General features: G+C 71.9%; 15 protein-coding genes. All 15 read left to right on the forward strand.

All coding sequences use genetic code 11. The features are described from left to right. Positions 1-23 precede the first annotated feature (23 nt). The 15 genes from ACM9LD_RS03985 to ileS all read left to right on the forward strand — a co-directional run bounded on the left by ACM9LD_RS03985 (position 24) and on the right by ileS (position 18,869). On the forward strand, positions 24-1,580 hold the full coding sequence (locus ACM9LD_RS03985; RefSeq protein ID WP_415675474.1) for a UDP-N-acetylmuramoyl-L-alanyl-D-glutamate--2,6-diaminopimelate ligase: 1,557 nt from the start codon (positions 24-26) through the stop codon (positions 1,578-1,580). Beyond that, positions 1,577-3,100 (forward strand): UDP-N-acetylmuramoyl-tripeptide--D-alanyl-D-alanine ligase, encoded by a 1,524-nt coding sequence (locus tag ACM9LD_RS03990; protein ID WP_415675475.1) that lies wholly within the window; start codon positions 1,577-1,579, stop codon positions 3,098-3,100. The genes ACM9LD_RS03985 and ACM9LD_RS03990 overlap by 4 nt, the downstream gene beginning before the upstream one ends. Next, positions 3,097-4,176 carry a phospho-N-acetylmuramoyl-pentapeptide-transferase gene (gene mraY / locus ACM9LD_RS03995; protein WP_415675476.1) on the forward strand — a complete coding sequence of 360 codons (1,080 nt, stop codon included), beginning with the start codon at positions 3,097-3,099 and terminating at the stop codon, positions 4,174-4,176. The genes ACM9LD_RS03990 and mraY overlap by 4 nt, the downstream gene beginning before the upstream one ends. After that, entirely contained in the window at positions 4,177-5,646 is a 1,470-nt protein-coding gene (gene murD / locus ACM9LD_RS04000; RefSeq protein ID WP_415675477.1) for a UDP-N-acetylmuramoyl-L-alanine--D-glutamate ligase, read from the forward strand. Next, positions 5,643-7,343, forward strand: a complete 1,701-nt coding sequence (gene ftsW / locus ACM9LD_RS04005) for a putative lipid II flippase FtsW (RefSeq protein WP_415675478.1) — start codon at positions 5,643-5,645, stop codon at positions 7,341-7,343. The genes murD and ftsW overlap by 4 nt, the downstream gene beginning before the upstream one ends. After that, positions 7,337-8,434, forward strand: coding sequence for an undecaprenyldiphospho-muramoylpentapeptide beta-N-acetylglucosaminyltransferase (gene murG, locus ACM9LD_RS04010; protein ID WP_415675479.1), 1,098 nt, complete (start codon positions 7,337-7,339; stop codon positions 8,432-8,434). The genes ftsW and murG overlap by 7 nt, the downstream gene beginning before the upstream one ends. A gap of 44 nt (positions 8,435-8,478) precedes the next feature. Next, entirely contained in the window at positions 8,479-9,918 is a 1,440-nt protein-coding gene (murC, locus tag ACM9LD_RS04015) for a UDP-N-acetylmuramate--L-alanine ligase (protein WP_415675598.1), read from the forward strand. Further along, positions 9,915-10,619: a cell division protein FtsQ/DivIB gene (locus tag ACM9LD_RS04020; protein WP_415675480.1), complete on the forward strand. Its 705-nt coding sequence runs from the start codon at positions 9,915-9,917 to the stop codon at positions 10,617-10,619. The genes murC and ACM9LD_RS04020 overlap by 4 nt, the downstream gene beginning before the upstream one ends. Positions 10,620-10,800: 181 nt before the next feature. Continuing rightward, entirely contained in the window at positions 10,801-11,961 is a 1,161-nt protein-coding gene (gene ftsZ / locus ACM9LD_RS04025) for a cell division protein FtsZ (protein WP_415675481.1), read from the forward strand. A gap of 60 nt (positions 11,962-12,021) precedes the next feature. Beyond that, the gene (gene pgeF / locus ACM9LD_RS04030; RefSeq protein WP_415675482.1) at positions 12,022-12,765 is read left to right on the forward strand and encodes a peptidoglycan editing factor PgeF; all 744 of its coding nucleotides are present in this window, start codon (positions 12,022-12,024) and stop codon (positions 12,763-12,765) included. Positions 12,766-12,887: 122 nt separating this feature from the next. After that, a complete protein-coding gene (locus ACM9LD_RS04035) occupies positions 12,888-13,562 on the forward strand; it encodes a cell division protein SepF (protein WP_415675483.1) in 675 nt (224 codons plus the stop codon). Between the two features lie 23 nt (positions 13,563-13,585). Further along, positions 13,586-13,876: a YggT family protein gene (locus ACM9LD_RS04040; RefSeq protein ID WP_068520949.1), complete on the forward strand. Its 291-nt coding sequence runs from the start codon at positions 13,586-13,588 to the stop codon at positions 13,874-13,876. 163 nt (positions 13,877-14,039) lie between these two features. After that, positions 14,040-14,864: a DivIVA-like cell division protein Wag31 gene (gene wag31, locus ACM9LD_RS04045; protein ID WP_415675484.1), complete on the forward strand. Its 825-nt coding sequence runs from the start codon at positions 14,040-14,042 to the stop codon at positions 14,862-14,864. Positions 14,865-14,899: 35 nt separating this feature from the next. Next, a complete protein-coding gene (locus ACM9LD_RS04050; RefSeq protein ID WP_415675485.1) occupies positions 14,900-15,487 on the forward strand; it encodes a hypothetical protein in 588 nt (195 codons plus the stop codon). A 274-nt stretch (positions 15,488-15,761) separates the two neighbouring features. Next, complete coding sequence (gene ileS, locus ACM9LD_RS04055; RefSeq protein ID WP_415675599.1) at positions 15,762-18,869, forward strand: isoleucine--tRNA ligase; 3,108 nt, start codon at positions 15,762-15,764, stop codon at positions 18,867-18,869. Positions 18,870-18,880 lie beyond the last annotated feature (11 nt).

The raw sequence follows: 18,880 nt of genomic DNA on the forward strand, positions 1-18,880 counted from the left end.
TAACCGGCGGGTAGGATCTACCGGTGCCCGAATCGACTCTCACACGCCCCGCCCACCCCCGCGGAGCCACGCCGGCCGAGGTCGCGGCGCAGGTCCCGGGCGTCACCCTCGCGGGTGCCGACGCCGGGGACCTCCGGCTGACCGGGGCCACCGTCCGCGCCCAGGACGCGCGGCCCGGCGACCTGTTCTGCGCCGTGCCCGGCACCGCCACCCACGGCGCGCGGTTCGCCGCCGGCGCGCTCGAGGCCGGGGCCGTCGCGGTCCTCACCGATCCCGACGGTGCCGCGCTCCTCGCGGAGGACGGCCACGACGTCCCCGTGCTGCTGCACGACGACCCGCGCCGCGTCCTCGGCCCCGTCGCGGCCGTGGTCTACGGCGCACCGTCGACGCGGATGACGCTCGTCGGCATCACCGGCACCTCCGGCAAGACCACCACCAGCTACCTGGTCGAGGCGGCGCTCGCCGCGGGTGGCAACCCGACGGGCCTCATCGGCACCGTCGGTACCCGCATCGCCGGTATCGACGTCCCGACCACCCTCACCACGCCCGAGGGCTCCGCGCTGCAGGGGCTGTTCGCGTCCATGGTCGAGCGCGGCGTGACCGCCGCCGTGATGGAGGTCAGCTCGCACGCCCTCGCCCAGAACCGGGCGGGCGGCACCCGGTTCGCCGTCGGCGCCTTCACCAACCTCAGCCAGGACCACCTCGACTACCACCCGACGATGGAGGACTACTTCGCCGCGAAGTCGCTGCTCTTCCTCGGGCCGGGGGCCTGCGAGCGCGCCGTGATCTGCGTCGACGACGAGTGGGGCCACCGCATGGCCGAGCTGCGCCGCGCGTCCGGGCTGCCGCTGGTCACCGTCGCCACCACCGGTCCCGCCGACTGGACCGCGGGCGAGGTCGCCGCGTACTCGGACGGCACCCAGCGGTTCACCCTGAGCGGGCCCGACGGCCAGACCTTCTCCGCCGTGGTCGGCCTGCCCGGCGCCTACAACGTCGCGAACGCCGCGCTGGCGCTGGTCATCGCGCACGAGTCGGGCGTCCCTCTCGCCGACGCGGCCCGCGGCATCGGCGCCGTCGCCGTGCCCGGCCGGGTGCAGCGCATCGACCGCGGCCAGGACTTCCTCGCCGTCGTGGACTACGCCCACAAGCCGGCCGCGCTCGACGCGGTGATCGCGACGCTGCGCGGCCAGACCGCCGGCCGCATCGCCGTGGTCGTGGGCGCGGGCGGTGATCGCGACCGCGGCAAGCGCCCGCTCATGGGCGAGGCCGCCGCGAGCGCCGCCGAGCTCGTGATCGTCACCGACGACAATCCCCGCACCGAGGACCCCGCGGCGATCCGCGCCGCCGTGGTCGCGGGCGCGCGCGCCGTGACCGGCGGTGGCGAGGTCCGCGAGATCGGCGACCGCCGCGCCGCCATCGTCGAGGCCGTGAACTGGGCCCGCACCGGTGACGTCGTACTCGTCGCCGGCAAGGGGCACGAGGCCGGCCAGGAGATCAACGGCGTCAAGCACCCCTTCGACGACCGCGACGAGCTCGCGGCCGCCCTGGAGTCCCGCACCGCGGGGGAGGCGCGCGCATGATCGACCTGACCCTGCGCGAGGTCGCCGCGATCGTCGGCGGCACGCTGCACGACGTGCCCGATCCCGAGGCGAGGGTCACCGGCACCGTCGAATTCGACTCCCGCGAGATCGGCCCCGGCGGCCTGTTCCTCGCGCTGCCCGGCGCCCGCGTCGACGGCCACGCCTTCGCCGCGACGGCGATCGAGAAGGGCGCGGTCGCCGTGCTGGGTGCCCGGCCCGTGGGCGTCCCCGCGATCGTCGTGCCGGTCTCCGGCGAGACCGACAACCGCGTCATGGCGCTGGAGAACGACACCGACGGTGCGGGCGCCGCGGTGCTGGGGGCCCTGGGCGACCTGGCCGCGCACTGCACGAAGGCCCTCGCCGGCGACGGGCTGACCGTCGTGGGCGTCACCGGCTCGGCCGGCAAGACGTCGACGAAGGACCTCATCGCCGCCGTGCTGCGGCCGCTCGGTGAGACCGTCGCGCCGCCCGGCTCCTTCAACAACGAGATCGGCCACCCGTGGACCGCGCTGCGCGCCACGGCGTCGACGAAGTTCCTCGTCCTCGAGATGTCGGCCCGCGGCGAGGGCCACATCGCGGCCCTCGCGCGGGTCGCGCCGCCGCGCATCGGCGTCGAGCTCAACGTGGGCACCGCCCACCTGGGCGAGTTCGGCTCCCGCGAGGCCATCGCCCGCGCCAAGGGCGAGCTGGTCGAGGCGCTGCCGGCCGACGGGCTCGCGATCCTCAACGCCGACGACGCCGCGGTCGCCGCGATGGCCACCCGGACCGCCGCGCGCGTGGTGTTCTACGGCACCGGTGCGGCGGACGTCGCCGCCGACGACGTGCGCATCGACGCCCAGGCCCGGGCGTCCTTCACCCTGCGTACCCCGGCGGGCACCGCGCCGGTGGCGCTCAAGGTCCACGGCGAGCACCAGGTGCACAACGCATTGGCCGCCGCGGCGGTGGGGCTGGAGTGCGGCGCGACGGTCGCGCAGGTGGCCGAGGCGCTCTCGGGCGCCGGCGCCGCGTCGCCGCGCCGGATGGACGTCTTCACCACCGACGACGGCGTCACCGTGGTCAACGACACGTACAACGCGAACCCCGACGCCATGCGGGCCGCGCTCCGCAGCCTCGTGCTCATGTCCGAGCACGACGAGGCGGGGGAGCGGCTGCCCGGCCGCGACCGCCGCCGCACCTTCGCGGTGCTCGGCGAGATGGGCGAGCTGGGCGACGAGTCGATCGTCGAGCACGACCGCCTCGGCCGGTTCCTCGTGCGGCTCGACATCACCTCGACGATCTGCGTCGGCACCTCCCGCGCCGTGCACGCGCTGTGGCAGGGCGCCGTGATGGAGGGCTCGTGGGGCAGCGAGGCCGTGCGGGTCGACACCCGCGCGGAGGCCGTGGAGCGGCTGCGGGACGAGCTCCGGCCGGGCGACCTCGTTTTGGTCAAGGCGTCGAAGTCCGAGAAGATGTGGGAGGTCGCCGAGCATCTGGGCACGGCGAGCGCGGTCAACAACGAGAACGGGGAGTCACCGAAGTGATCCAGATCCTGTTCGCGGGCGGCATCTCGCTGGCCGTGGCGATCCTGCTCACGCCCGTCCTGATCCGGGTGTTCTCCCGCCAGGGCTTCGGTCAGGAGATCCGCGTCGAAGGGCCGCAGAGTCACCAGAAGAAGCGCGGCACCCCGTCGATGGGCGGCGTCGCGATCATCGTGGCCCTGTGGGCCGGCTACCTCGGCGCGCACCTGCTGGGCTGGAACTCCGGCCCCGGCCCCAGCGCGTCGGGCCTGCTGGTGCTCGGCCTCGCCACGTCGCTCGCGCTGGTGGGCTTCCTCGACGACTTCATCAAGGTGCGCAAGCAGCGCAACCTGGGCCTGAACAAGACCGCGAAGACCGTCGGCCAGACCGTCGCCGCCCTGATCTTCGGCGTGCTCGTCCTGCAGTTCCCCAACGCCGACGGGGTGCGCCCGGCCAGCGAGTTCCTCAGCTACACGCGCGACATCAACACCATCTCGATGGGCGCGATCGTCTTCGTGATCTTCTGCTGGTTCGTGGTCTCCGCCTGGTCGAACGCGGTGAACTTCACCGACGGCCTGGACGGCCTCGCGGCCGGCTCCATGGCGATGGTCCTCGGCAGCTACGTGCTCATCAGCTTCTGGCAGTTCCGCTACGCCTGCGAGACCAAGCAGGTCGCCGGCTGCTACGACGTGCGCGACCCGCTCGACCTGGCGCTCATCGCGGTCGCCGCGGGCGGTGCCTGCCTGGGCTTCCTCTGGTGGAACGCCGCGCCCGCGAAGATCTTCATGGGCGACACCGGCTCGCTGATGCTGGGCGGCCTGCTGGCCGGCCTGTCGATCACCACCCGCACCGAGCTGCTCGCCGTCGTGCTGGGCGCCCTGTTCGTGGCCGAGATGGTCTCCGTGGTCATCCAGATCGCGGTCTTCCGGTCGACGGGCCGCCGCGTCTTCCGGATGGCGCCCTTCCACCACCACTTCGAACTCTCCGGGTGGGCCGAAACCACGGTGATCATCCGATTCTGGTTGCTCACCGCGATCTCGTGCGGACTGGGCCTGGTGCTGTTCTACGCCGAGTTCCTCGGCTCCGGCGCGGTCGGCTAGATGGCGACGATCCCCGGCCCCGGCGCGCACGTCCTCGTCGCGGGCGGGGGTGTCACCGGCCCGGCCGTCGCCCGGGCCCTGCTCCGGCTCGGGGCCACGGTCACCGTCGCCGACGGCAAGCCCGCCGCGCGGGAGAAGATCGCGGGCGAGGTGCCGGGCATCGTCGTCGCCGATCTGGACGGGCACGACCCGTCCGGGTACGACCTCGTCGTGGTCGCGCCCGGGTTCCGCCCCACCGCCCCCGTCGTGGTGGCCGCCGAAGCCGCGGGCGTCGAGGTGATCGGCGACGTGGAGCTGGCCTGGCGGATCGACCGCGCCGGCGCCTTCGGCGCGCCGCGCGACTGGCTCGTGGTCACCGGCACCAACGGCAAGACCACCACCACCCAGATGCTCGAGGCGATCCTGCTGCACGCCGGCGTGCGCGCCGTCGCCTGCGGCAACATCGGCCGGCCCGTCATCGACGCGATCGGCGACGCCTCCGACCCGCGCGTGCTCGCCGTCGAGCTGTCGTCCTTCCAGCTGCACTGGGCCCCGTCGGTGCGCCCGCGCGCCGGGGTCGTGCTCAACGTCGCCGAGGACCACCTCGACTGGCACGGCTCGATGGCCGCGTACACCGCCGACAAGGCGCGCGCCCTCTCCGGCGAGATCGCCGTCATCGGCCTCGACGACCCCGTGGCCTCGGGCCTGCGCGGCGCGGTCACCGTCGGCTTCACCACGGGCGAGCCGGGGCCGGGGCAGTACGGCGTGCGCGGGGGCGTCCTGGTCGACGGTGCCGGCGCCCCCGTCCTGCCCGCCGACGCGGTCTCGCCGCCCGGGCCCGCCGGTATCGCCGACGCGCTGGCCGCGACCGCGCTCGCGGAGGCCGTCGGCGTGTCCGCCGTGCAGGCGGGGGAGTCCCTCGCCGCGTTCCGGGTGGGCGCGCACCGCGCCGAGCCCGTCACCACCGTGCGCGGCATCACCTACATCGACGATTCCAAGGCCACCAACCCGCACGCCGCGCTGAACTCGATCGAGGCGCACGAGCGCGTGGTGTGGGTCGCGGGAGGGCAACTCAAGGGCGCCGACGTCGGGCCGCTCGTGCAGCGGGTGGCGCCGCGGCTCGTCGGCGCGGTGCTGCTCGGACTCGATCGAGACGACATCGCGGATTCACTCGCGCGACACGCGCCCGATGTCCCCGTCGTTCGGGTGTCCGCGGGCGAACATAGTCCTGTGTCTCCTGTGACTAATGATGCGAATCGTTCTGTAGGGACGACTGGGGCTGACGATGTGCGAGTGTTCGGCGATGCTGATGCGGTGATGGCCGCGGTCGTCGCTGAGGCCTCCCGGATCGCCGAAGCCGCAGCCCACGACGGCGCCGCACCCGTCGTGCTGCTCGCGCCCGCCGCGGCTTCGCTCGACATGTTCACTTCGTACGGGCACCGCGGCGACGCCTTCGCCGCCTCCGCCCGCGCGCTCGGGGACGCCTCGTGAGCCGGGCCGGTAAGGCCGCCGACACGGACACCGATCTCGCCCCCGGCGGCGTCAACGCCCCCGAGAGCACCGAGTTCGACGCGCAGCCCCAGGAGACGGCCGCGTCGACGACGGGCTCCCGCGGTGCGGCCGCCGCGTCCGCCGCGCGCTCGGGCGCCGACGTCGCCCGCAACGGCGCCTCACTGCTGCGGGGCGGTGCCGTCGGGCTCGCGACGGCCCTGCGCCGCCCGCTCGCGTCCTTCCACCTGGTGCTGGGCCTCACCGCCGTGCTCACGGTGATGGGGCTGATCATGGTGCTCTCCGCGTCGTCCGTCGAGGACATCAGTGCCACGGGGTCGCCCTGGGGCAAGTTCACCAGCCAGCTGATCTACGTCACCCTCGGCGTGGTCGCGTTCATCCTCGCCCTGTACCTGCGCCCCGCGCTCCTGCGGCGGGTGGCGCTCGGCGGCGTGCTGGTGTCGATCGCGCTACTCGCGGCCGTGCTCGTGCCGGGCGTCGGCACGATGGTCGGCGGCGCGCGCCGCTGGATCGACGTGGGCGGATTCACCCTGCAGCCCTCGGAGATCGCGAAGGTCGCGCTCATCGTCTGGGGCGCGCACCTGCTCGCGGACCGGGGTCGCAAGGGCAATATCAAGGAGCTGCTGCTGCCGCTCGGCCCCGTCGTGGTGCTGATGGCGGCGCTGGTCGTCGCCGAGCCGAACCAGTCGACGGCCATGATCATCGTCTCGGTCGGCGCGATGCTGCTCTACTACGCCGGGCTGTCCTCGAAGCTCATCGCCTCACTGCTGGTGGTCTTCGCCCTGCTCGGCATCTTCTTCGCGCTCGCGGAGGGCTACCGTTCGGCTCGCGTGCAGGCCTGGCTCGGCCGGACCGACGACGCCCTCGGCGCCAACTACCAGTCGAACCAGGCGCGGTATTCGCTCGCCGACGGCGGCCTGTTCGGCGTGGGCCTGGGCAACTCGACGGCCAAGTGGAGCTACCTGCCCAACGCGCACAACGACTTCATCTTCGCGATCATCGGCGAGGAGCTCGGCTACCTCGGCGCGGGTGTGGTGATCCTCATGTTCGGCATCCTCACCTGGGTGGGCATGCGGATCGCGCGTCGCGTCGCCGACCCCTTCCTGCGGCTCATGGCCGCCTCGATCACCACGCTCATCGCACTGCAGGCGATCATCAACATGGGCTACGTCGTGGGCCTGCTGCCCGTGACCGGTATCCAGCTGCCGCTGCTCTCCGCGGGCGGCAACTCGGTGATCCTCGTGCTGTTCATGATGGGCCTGCTGGCGAACGCGGCCCGGCACGAGCCGGAGGCGATCGCGGCGCTGGCCGGCGGCCGCGAGGGCCGCGCAGGCCGCCTGCTGCGCCTGCCCAAGCCGCTCCCGTACATCCCGCCGCGGCCCGAGCGCCCCGCCGGCCGCGGGCCCGCCCCGCGGCAGGGACGCCCCGCGCCCGCGCGACGTGGGCCGGCGCAGCCCTCGCCGAAGGGGCGCACCGCGCCGGCGGCGCCGTCGCCGTACGATCGACACCCGTACGGTGACGAGAGCCTGGGCCGGCGCCGGGCACCTCGTCGGGACCTCCCGCCGATGCGGCCGCAGGGCCGCGGCGGGGATCCCTGGCGGGGCGAGCGCGCCGGACAGCAGCGGAACGTGCCGCAGCAGCGGCGCCGAGGACAGGAAAAGGGCAGACGGGCGTGGTGAGTTCTTCTCGAGCGGTTTCGGTGGTGGTCGCCGGCGGCGGCACCGCAGGACACATCGAACCCGCACTGGCGGTGGCCGACGCCGTCCGGGCCCTGCGCCCCGACGCCGAGGTCACCGCCCTCGGCACGCCGAAGGGACTCGAGGGCCGCCTCGTCCCGGAGCGCGGCTACCCGCTCGCGATGATCCCGCCCGTGCCGCTGCCGCGGAAGCCCGGCAAGGACCTGGCGAAGCTGCCCTTCACGCTCACCGGCGCGATCCGCCGCACCCGGAAGGTGCTCCGCGAGACGGGCGCCGACGTCGTCGTCGGCTTCGGCGGCTACGTCGCCCTCCCCGCGTACCTCGCCGCCCGCAGCATGGGCGTGCCCATCGTGATCCACGAGGCCAACGCCAGCGCGGGCGTCGCGAACAAGGTCGGCGCGAAGCTCGCCACCAAGGTCTTCGCCGCGGTCCCCGGTTCCGGCGTACCGGCCGAGGTCGTCGGCATACCCGTCCGCGCGTCCATCACCGGGCTCGACCGCGCCGCCCTGCGCGCCGAGGCCCGGGCCCACTTCGGGCTCCCCGCCGACGGGCCGGTCGTGCTCGTCTTCGGCGGCAGCCAGGGCGCGGTCCGGCTCAACGACGGTGTCGTCGGCGCCGCCCGGGACTTCGCCGACGCGGGGATCGGCGTGCTGCACGCGTACGGCCCCAAGAACTCCGTCGAGGTGGACGTGCCCGGCTACGTCGCCGTGCCCTACCTGTCGCGGATGGACCTCGCCTACGCCGCCGCTGATCTCGCCGTGTGCCGGTCGGGCGCGATGACGGTGGCCGAGGTCGCCGCCGTCGGCCTCCCGGCGGTCTACGTGCCGCTCGCGCACGGCAACGGCGAGCAGGCGCTCAACGCGCAGCCGGTCGTCGCGGCGGGCGGAGGACTGCTCGTCGACGACGCGGCCTTCACCCCGGACCTCGTGCGGGAGACGGTGATCCCGCTCGCGGGCGACGCCGAGCGGCTCGCCGCCATGAGCGCCGCGGCCGGCGGCACCGGGCACCGCGACGCGGCGGGCACCGTCGCCGGGGCGGCCCTGGCACTGGCACAGGAGAGGCGGACGCGGTGACCGAGTCGACGGGAGCGCTGCCCGAGCGGCTGCAGCGCGTGCACATGGTGGGCATCGGCGGCGCGGGCATGTCCGGCATCGCGCGGATCCTGCTGGCCCGCGGCGGCCAGGTGTCGGGCTCCGACGCCAAGGAGTCGCGCGGCGTCATCGCGCTGCGCGCCCGCGGCGCCCAGGTCCAGGTGGGGCACAGCCCCGAGGCGCTCGACCTGCTGCCCGGCGGCCCGACGGTGGTCGTGACCACCCACGCCGCCATCCCCAAGGACAATCCCGAGTTGGTCGAGGCGCAGCGGCGCGGCATCCCGGTGATCCTGCGGCCCGAGGTGCTCGCGGACCTCATGGACGGCTACCGCACCCTGCTGGTGAGCGGCACCCACGGCAAGACCTCCACCACGTCGATGGCGGTGGTGGGCCTGCAGCACTGCGGCGCCAACCCGTCGTTCGCCGTGGGCGGCGAGCTCAACGAGTCCGGCACGAACGCCTTCCACGGCACGGGGGACGTCTTCGTGGCCGAGGCCGACGAGTCCGACGGCTCGCTGCTGCAGTACGCGCCCGACGTGGTGGTGGTCACCAACGTCGAGGCCGATCACCTGGACTTCTTCGGCTCCGAGGAGAAGTACGTCGCCGTCTTCGACGCCTTCACAGAGCGGATCCGCCCGGGCGGCACCCTCGTCGTGTGCCTCGACGACCCCGGCTCGGCGGCGCTGGCGCAGCGCACCCACGCCGCCCTGCGGGCCCGCGGCGTGCGCGTCCTGGGCTACGGCGAGGGGGTCCACCGCGACCTCGCGCCCGACGTGACGCTGATCGCGGAGCTGCTGGACTACAAGCCCCGCGCCGAGGGCGGCATGCTCAAGGTCCGCTTCTCCGACGAGAACCGGAAGGTCACCGAGCGGGCGATCCTGCTCTCCGTGCCCGGGAAGCACATGGCGCTCAACGCCATCGCCGCGACGATCGCCGTCGTGAACACGGGCCAGCCGACCGCGAAGGTGATCGAGGGCATCGAGGCCTTCGGCGGTGTGCACCGCCGGTTCCAACTGCGCGGCACCGAACAGGGCGTGCGCGTCTTCGACGATTACGCGCACCATCCCACCGAGGTGCGCGCCGTGCTCACCGCCGCGGCAGAGATGGTCGCCAAGCAGGCCGAACCGGGCCGGGTGATCGTCGCCTTCCAGCCCCACCTGTACTCGCGGACGGAGCAGTTCGCCGCCGAGTTCGCCGAGGCGCTCAGCCTGGCCGACGAGGTCGTGGTGCTCGACGTCTACGGCGCGCGCGAGGCTCCGTTGCCGGGCGTCACCGGGGAACGGATCGCCGAGAAGGTGACCGCCTCCGTGCACTACGTGCCGAGCCAGGCCGACGTGGCCGGCGTGGTCGCCGGCCTCGCACGCCCGGGTGACGTGGTGATCACCATGGGCGCCGGCGACGTGACCATGCAGGGCCCGACGATCCTCAACACGCTGGCGCAGCGCGGCGCCGAGGCGGGCGCGTGAGCTCTCCCGCGACGCGCAGGCGCGTGCCGGGTCTGCGGCGTCTGCTGCTGGTCCTGCTCGCGCTCGCCGTGGTGGCGGGACTCGCTGCGGCGGCGTACTTCTCGCCCGTGCTGTCGGCGCGCGACGTGTCAGTGACGGGCGCGACCAACGCGCCCGCCGATCAGGTCGCGAAGGTCGTCGAGCCGCTCAAGGGGCGCCCGCTGCTGCAGATCACGCCCGGCCAGCGCGACGCCTACGCCGCACAGGTGGTGGCGGTGAGCCCGTGGATCGACCGCGCCACCGTCACCGTGTCGTACCCGTCGACGCTCGTCGTCGCGGTCACCGAGCGCGAGGTCGTGGCCTACGCCCAGCGCCCCGCCGGGACCGTGCTCGTGGACGCCAAGGGGGTGCCCTTCATCAAGGTGGGGGAGCCGCCCATCCTGACGCCCAAGCTCGTCGTCGACGATCCGAAGACCGACGACCCCGCGACGGCCGCGTCGATCGCGGTGCTCAAGTCGCTGCCGCCGGACCTGCACGGGCAGGTCGTCGAGATCGGGGCGGATTCGCCCGCCAACGTGCGCTTCGTGCTGCGCGACAAGCGGGTCGTGTACTGGGGCGACGACCAGCGGACGGCGGACAAGACCGCCGCGCTGCGCATGGTGCTGACCCGCCCCGGCAAGGAGTTCACCGTGATCAACCCGGACATGCCGACCACGCGCTGACGGGTGTTCTTCCCCTCACCGAGAACGTTTTTCCCGACACGCCCACGCGCTTGCAGGGCAAGCGGGGCACCGCCCTCTACCTTGGTTTCAGACCAGCTACTTGACATAACTTTAAGCCTTCTGTTGAGGTTTAGGGTTCGTCTCAGGAGCAACAGACTTCACATCAGGGGAAAGGCGAAACATGACCGCCGCGCACAACTACCTCGCCGTAATCAAGGTCGTCGGCATCGGCGGCGGCGGCGTCAACGCCGTGAACCGGATGATCGAACAGGGGCTCAAGGGCGTCGAGTTCATCGCGATCAACACCGACGCGCAGGCGCTCATCATGAGCGACGCCGACGTCAAGCTCGACGTGGGTCGCGACTCGACGCGCGGCCTCGGCGCCGGCGCCGATCCCGAGGTGGGCCGTAAGGCCGCCGAGGACGCCAAGGACGAGATCGAGGAGCTCCTCAAGGGCGCCGACATGGTCTTCGTCACCGCGGGCGAGGGCGGCGGCACGGGCACCGGCGGTGCGCCGGTCGTCGCGAGCATCGCCCGCAAGCTGGGCGCGCTCACCGTGGGCGTCGTGACCCGGCCGTTCACGTTCGAGGGCGCCCGTCGCGGCAAGCAGGCCGAGCAGGGCATCACTTCGCTGCGCGAGTCCTGCGACACGCTCATCGTGATCCCGAACGACCGCTTGCTGCAGCTGGGCGACGTGAGTGTCTCCGCGCTCGACGCGTTCAAGAGCGCCGACGAGGTGCTCCTCAACGGTGTCCAGGGCATCACCGACCTCATCACGACGCCGGGCCTGATCAACGTCGACTTCGCGGACGTCAAGAGCGTCATGTCCGGTGCGGGCAGCGCCCTCATGGGCATCGGCTCCGCGCGGGGCGAGGGGCGTGCGATCAAGGCGGCCGAGGCGGCGGTGAACTCGCCGCTGCTGGAGACCTCGATGGAGGGCGCGCACGGCGTGCTCATGTCCATCGCCGGCGGCAGCGACCTGGGCCTGTTCGAGATCAACGAGGCGGCCTCGCTGGTGCAGGGCGCCTCGCACGAGGATGCGAACATCATCTTCGGCACCGTGATCGACGACAACCTCGGTGACGAGGTGCGGATCACCGTCATCGCCGCGGGGTTCGACGGTGCCGCGCCCGCGCGTCGTCCGGTCACCCGCATCGGCGGCCAGCACACCGCCGTCGAGCAGCCCGCCGCGGAGCCCGAGGACGCGCGCCGGGGCAACCCCTTCGACAGCCGCCCGCCGCGGACGAACGACCCGTTCCCGGCGCGTTCGACCGGCCGGGAGACGCGCTCGGACGACGACTTCGACCTCGACGTCCCGTCGTTCCTGCAGAACCGCCGCTGAGGAATTCGACTCCGACGGCGCTCCCGGCTCCGCCGGGGGCGCCGTCCGTAGTCTTGTGCCATGACTGATCCCGCGAACGCTCCTGTCCCTGCGGCCCGTGTCCGGCGGGTGACCACCACCCGCGCGGGCGGCGTCTCGCAGGCCCCGTACGACACCTTCAATCTCGGCGATCACGTGGGCGACGACCCGGCGGCGGTCGCCGCGAACCGGCTCCGCCTCGAGCGGGAGATCGGCGTCGAACCGGGCCACGTGGTGTGGATGGAGCAGATCCACAGCCGCACGGTCACCGTCGTCGACGGTCCGCGCGCGGAGCCCGTGGAGGCGACCGACGCGCTCGTGACGACAGCGCCCGGCCTCGCCCTCGCCGTCCTCACCGCGGACTGCGTCCCGATCCTGCTCTCGGACGACGAGGCGGGCGTGCTGGCCGCGGTGCACGCGGGTCGCGTCGGTGCCAGGATCGGCATCGTGCCGGCCGTCGTCGCGGCGATGCGCGAGCTGGGCGCCCGGCCCGAGCGGATCGGCGCCTTCCTCGGACCCGCGGCGAGCGGCGCCAAGTACGAGGTGCCCGCCGCGATGGCGGCGGACGTTGAGAAGCACCTGCCGGGGAGCCGGTGCCGCACCGAGAAGGGCACCGACGGCCTCGACCTGCGCGCCGGCATCCGCCGCCAGCTGCAGGAACTCGGCGTCGCGGCCGTGGCGCAGGACCCGCGGTGCACCATCAGCGACCCCACCCTGTTCTCGCATCGACGGGGTGCGCCGACGGGGCGCCTGGCCTCGGTGATCTGGATCGACACGGCGAAATGACATCGATGGGATTCGTGCGCGTGTCGGAACCGCCATTCGCCCGTCTTCCCTACTAATCTCACTTCCATAACGACAGTCACAACCGTCACACCAGCCCATGCAGGCGCCGAGGAAGGGCAAAGATGAGCACTCTGCACAAGGTCAAGGCGTACTTCGGGATGGTTCCGCTGGATGCCTACGACGACGGATACGTCGACGAGGGCACCCCGCAGCCGCGCGGCCGCCGCAGCCTCGACGACGAGTTCGACGACTACCGCGGCGAGCGCGGTTACGCCTACGACGGCCGCCGCGCCGATGAGTACGACGCGTACGAGCCCGCCTACGCGGACGGCTACGACGCCCGGGGCGCGGCCTACGACGATCGCTACGACGCCGGCTTCGAGCGCGGCTACCGCGAGCCCGTCCGGGCCCCGCTGCCGCGTCTGGAGCCGCTGCGGGACGCCTCGCGCTCCGTCGCCCCGTCCACCCGTGGCGCGCTGGCGATGGACACGCGCGCCGACGTGCTCAGCCAGGAGAACCCGATGTCGCGCATCACCACCCTGCGTCCCACCTCGTACGAGGAGGCGCGCACGATCGGTGAGCGGTTCCGCGAGGGCATCCCCGTGATCATGGATCTGACCGCGATGGACAACGCCGACGCCAAGCGTCTCGTCGACTTCGCCGCCGGCCTGACCTTCGCGCTGCACGGCTCCTTCGATCGGATCACCACCAAGGTGTTCATGCTCGCGACCTCCGATGTGGACGTCACGGCGGAGGACCGGGCGCGGATCGCGGAGACCGGTTTCTACAACCGCTGACGCTTTCGGGCAGACTGGTACCCGTGCAAGCATTCTGGCTCGTCGTCTACACGCTCCTCTCGATCTTCTGGTTCCTCCTGATCGTCCGGCTCGTGGTCGAAGTGGTGAAGTCCTTCGCGCGGGAGTGGTTCCCGAAGGGGATCGTGGCACTGATCCTCGAAGGAGTGTTCACCGTCACTGATCCGCCGCTGAAGGCGCTGCGGAAGGTGCTGCCCTCGCCGCAGCTGGGGCCGATTCGCCTGGATCTGTCGTTCATCGTGCTGTTTCTGCTGGTCGCGATCGCGCAGCGGATCGTCGGCGGCCTGGCCGTCTAGGCCCGAATCGGCCCACTCCGGCGCGGAGAATCGGACATTTCATCGCGTGATTGTTGGGTGATGAGGAACAAACGGGTCTGGTGTGACAGGATGTGCACTAGTTACAGTGTTGGTCCGAGTGACTTGAGATCTGTCGAGCAGCCGAATTGAGGGGAAACGACCTATGAAGCTGACACCCGCCGACGTGCGGAACGTCGCGTTCAGCAAGCCGCCGATCGGCAAGCGCGGCTACAACGAGGACGAGGTGGATCAGTTCCTCGACCTGGTCGAGACCGAGCTCGCTCGGCTGATCGACGAGAACAACGATCTGCAGCAGCGCAACGCCGAACTCGAGCGCGAACTGGGCGAGGCTCGTGCCGGTGGCGGCGAGCAGCCGTCGGCCGACAGCACCGTCGCCTTCGCGTCGCCCACGCCGAACGCGCCTGCCGCGGCCGAGGCGGCTCCCGCCGCCGCGGCTGCGCCGGCGACGACCGAGGAGGCGCACGTGCGCGCCGCCAAGGTGCTCGGGCTCGCCCAGGAGACCGCCGACCGCCTCACGAACAACTCGCGGTCCGAGGCCGAGAAGCTCGTCTCGGACGCGCGGGCCCAGTCGGAGGCCATGGTCACCGATGCGCGGCAGAAGGCCGAGGCCATGGTGGCCGACGCCCGGCAGCGTTCGGACGCCCTGCTCGCCGACGCGCAGACCCGCTCGGAGAACCAGCTGCGCCGGGCGCAGGAGCGTTCCGATGCGCTGCAGGCCGAGGCCGAGACGAAGCACACCGAGATCATGACCACCATCAACCAGCAGCGCACGGTGCTGGAGGGTCGGATCGAGCAGCTCAAGACGTACGAGCGCGAGTACCGCACCCGCCTCAAGACGTACCTCGAGGGACAGCTCGAGGAGCTGCAGTCGCTGCGCAGCGCCGCCCCGGTCGATCACGGCCAGGGTCGCGGTGGCGACTTCAACGACCCCGGCAACGCCGCCGGCGGCAACCAGCAGTACAAGTAGCCGCTGGTACCAGCCGGTACTAGGGCGGAGTTCTCATGCTGCTAGCCGCACTGGGGGCGACGGTCATCGGGTTCATCCTGTTGATCGTCGCCCTGGTCACGTCCAATCTCTGGCTCGCGATCGCCTGCGTGGTGGTGTCAGTGATCGGCGTCGGCCTGCTGCTCGGCGACGTCCTCACCTACCGCCGCGGCGATCGCGACAAGGTCGACGGGGAGGCGCCGTGGCGCCCCGGCGACCGGGACGAGGACGCCGACGAGGACGAGGCGCCGTCGAGCCGGCCCGCCGCGGCGCCCGAGAGCGACGACGCCGCGGAGCCGGCGACGGAGCCCGTCGACGACGCGGCCCGCGAGGCCGGCACCGTCGGGCACGAGGAGTTCGGGCACCACGACGACGATGCGAACCCGACCACCCAGTTCGCGATGGGACCGCTCGGCGGTCCGACGGGGTGGGAGCACGAGTCGCCCGCAGACACGGACGACGACGCCACGCGCGGCCTGTTCGCGCCGGGGAAGTACGACCCGGACATGACCGACCAGATCCCGCAGATCCGGATCGATCAGGCCTGGGGCACGGAGTGGACCCCGCCCCAGGAGCCGGAGTCGGAAGATCCCGGCAAGAAATGACGTTGCACTGAGCGCTATCCTTGGTGACAGCACTGCGTTGATCCGGCCATCACCGGGGAGCATCCGGAAGAACGGTCCCGCCTGCGGGTCCCAGTAGAACCGGACGGGTGGGCCCGTCACAGCCCGGTTCAAGTGGCGCCGCCCCGGAACACGGGGAGGCGCAAGCGGGGTGGTACCGCGGAGTTCGGCCACAGGCCGGGCATCGTCCCCGTGCTGGTTGTCGACGGCACGAGGAGTACCCGTGAGTGAGAAGCGCCCCTATCCCCTGGTCGACATGACCCGCGACGACGACGGCCCCGCCAAGACGGGCACGCCGTCGTTCCCCGACCTCGAGGAGCGCGTTCTGGCCTATTGGGCCGAGAACGACACCTTCCGCCGGTCCATCGCGAACCGTGCCGAGGCCGACGAGTTCGTCTTCTACGACGGTCCGCCCTTCGCCAACGGCCTGCCGCACTACGGCCACCTGCTGACCGGGTACGTCAAGGACCTCGTCCCGCGCTATCAGACGATGCGCGGCAAGAAGGTCGACCGCCGCTTCGGCTGGGACACCCACGGCCTGCCCGCCGAGCTCGAGGCCGAGCGCCAGCTGGGGATCAAGGACAAGTCCGAGATCGAGACCATGGGCGTCGAGAAGTTCAACGACTACTGCCGCACCTCGGTGCTGCGGTACACGGAGGAGTGGCGTCAGTACGTCACCCGCCAGGCTCGCTGGGTGGACTTCGACAACGACTACAAGACGCTCGACCTGGACTTCATGGAGTCCGTCATGTGGGCGTTCAAGACCCTGCACGAGAAGGGCCTGATCTACCAGGGCTACCGCGTGCTGCCCTACTCCTGGTACGAGCAGACGCCGCTGTCGAACCAGGAGTCCAAGCTCGACGACGCCTACAAGATGCGGCAGGACCCGGCGGTGACCGTCGGGATGCCGCTCCGCACCAAGGGCACCCCGCTGGAGGCGCTCGACGGCGTCGAGGCCCTGATCTGGACCACCACGCCGTGGACGCTGCCGTCGAACCTCGCGATCGCCGTGCACCCGGATCTCGACTACGTGCACGTGACGGGCGCGGACGGCAAGGATTACCTGCTTGCCGAGGCGCGCTTGGGCCAGTACGCCCGCGAGCTGGGGGAGTCGCCGGAGATCAAGGGGCGGTACCAGGGCCGTGACCTCGAGTTCGCCGCCTACGAGCCGCCCTTCGACTTCTTCGCCGGCCACCCCAAGGCGCACGTGACGCTGCTCGCCGACTACGTGACCACCGATTCCGGTACCGGCGTGGTGCACCTCGCGCCGGCCTTCGGTGAGGAGGACATGGACCTCGCCACGGGCAAGTACGGCATCGAGGTCGTGCAGCCGCTGGACCCGGGCGGCAAGTTCACCTCCGCGGTGCCGCCGTACGAGGGCCTGCAGGTCTTCGACGCCAACCCGGTGATCGCCAAAGACCTCAAGGCCAAGGGGCGGCTGCTGCGCCACGAGACCATCGAGCACAGCTACCCGCACTCCTGGCGCTCCGGCCAGCCCCTGATCTACATGGCGGTGCCGTCGTGGTTCGTCGAGGTCACCAAGATCATCCCGCGCATGCTGGAGCTGAACCAGGACATCACCTGGAATCCCGCGCACATCCGCGACGGGCAGTTCGGCAAGTGGGTCGAGGGCGCGCGCGACTGGAACATCAGCCGCAACCGGTACTGGGGCGCCCCCATCCCGGTGTGGGTCTCCGACGATCCCGCGTACCCCCGCGTCGACGTCTACGGCTCGCTCGACGAGCTGGAGCGCGACTTCGGCGTGCGCCCGACGAACCTGCACCGCCCGTACATCGACGAGCTGACCCGGCCGAATCCCGATGACCCGACCGGGAAGTCGACGATGCACCGCGTTCCCGAGGTGCTGGACTGCTGGTTCGAGTCGGGCTCCATGCCCTTCGCGCAGGTCCACTACCCGTTCGAGAACCAGGAGTGGTTCGACAGCCACTTCCCGGGCGACTTCATCGTCGAGTACAACGGTCAGACCAAGGGTTGGTTCTACAACCTGCACGTGCTGGCGACGGCGCTGTTCGACAGCGCCGCCTTCCGCACGGTCGCGGCGCACGGCATCGTGCTCGGACACGACGGTCTGAAGATGTCGAAGTCGAAGCGGAACTACCCGGACGTCAACGAGGTCTTCAACCGCGACGGCTCCGACGCGATGCGCTGGTTCCTCATGGCCTCGCCCATCCTGCGCGGCGGCAACCTCGTGGTCACCGAGCAGGGCATCCGCGACGGCGTGCGGCAGACGCTGCTGCCGCTGTGGAACGCCTACTCGTTCCTGCAGCTGTATGCGGAGAAGCCGGCCGTGTGGCGCACCGACTCCGAGGACGTGCTGGACCGGTACATCCTCGCGAAGCTGGCGCAGACCCGCGACGCGATGACCGAGGCGCTCGACACCTGCAACATCGCCGACGCCTGCGAGGAGCTGCGGCTCTTCGTCGACGCGCTGACCAACTGGTACGTGCGCCGCTCGCGCGCGCGATTCTGGGACGGCGCGGACTCCGGCGCCTTCGACACCCTCTACACCGTGCTGGAGACCGTCTGCCGCCTCGCGGCGCCGCTGCTCCCCATGGCCACCGAGGCCATGTGGCGCGGCCTCACGGGCGGCGAGTCCGTGCACCTCACGGACTGGCCTTCGGAGACCGACCTGCCCGCGGATCCCGAGCTGGTCGCGGCGATGGACGAGGTCCGCGACGTCTGCTCCGTGGCGTCGTCGGTGCGCAAGGCGAACAAGCTGCGCGTGCGCCTGCCGCTGCACACCCTCACCGTCGCCGGGCCGGGCGCGGAGAAGCTCGCGCCCTTCGCGTCGATCATCGCCGACGAGGTGAACGTCCGCGACGTGCAGGTCTCGCCCGACGCCGATCAGTACGGGCGCGTCGAGATCGCCGTGAACGCGCGCGCCGCGGGCCCGCGCCTGGGCAAGGACGTGCAGACGGTGATCAAGGCCGTGAAGTCCGGCGACTACACCGTTGCCGACGGCGTCGTGACCGCCGCCGGCATCGCGCTGCAGGACGGCGAGTACACGCGCAAGCTGGTCGCCGCCGCACCCGACTCGACCGCGGAGCTGCCCGACGGTGCCGGGCTGGTGGTGCTCGACCTCTCCGTCGACGCCGAGCTCGAGGCCGAGGGCTGGGCCAAGGATCGGATCCGCGAGGTGCAGGAAGCGCGACGGTCCGCGGGTCTCGACGTGAGCGACCGGATCTCGCTGGTGCTCGACGTGCCCGCCGAGCACCGGGCGGCCGCGGAGGCGCACCGGGACCTCATCGCGGGCGAGGTGCTGGCCACGTCGCTCGAGTTCGCGGCCGTGCCCGACGGGGTGGAGCTGGGCGATGGTGTCCGAGGCCGACTCGCGAAGGTCTGAGCTGCGGAAAC

Origin of the sequence: Tsukamurella hominis (assembly GCF_965137015.1) — a bacterium.
Lineage (GTDB): Bacteria > Actinomycetota > Actinomycetes > Mycobacteriales > Mycobacteriaceae > Tsukamurella > Tsukamurella hominis.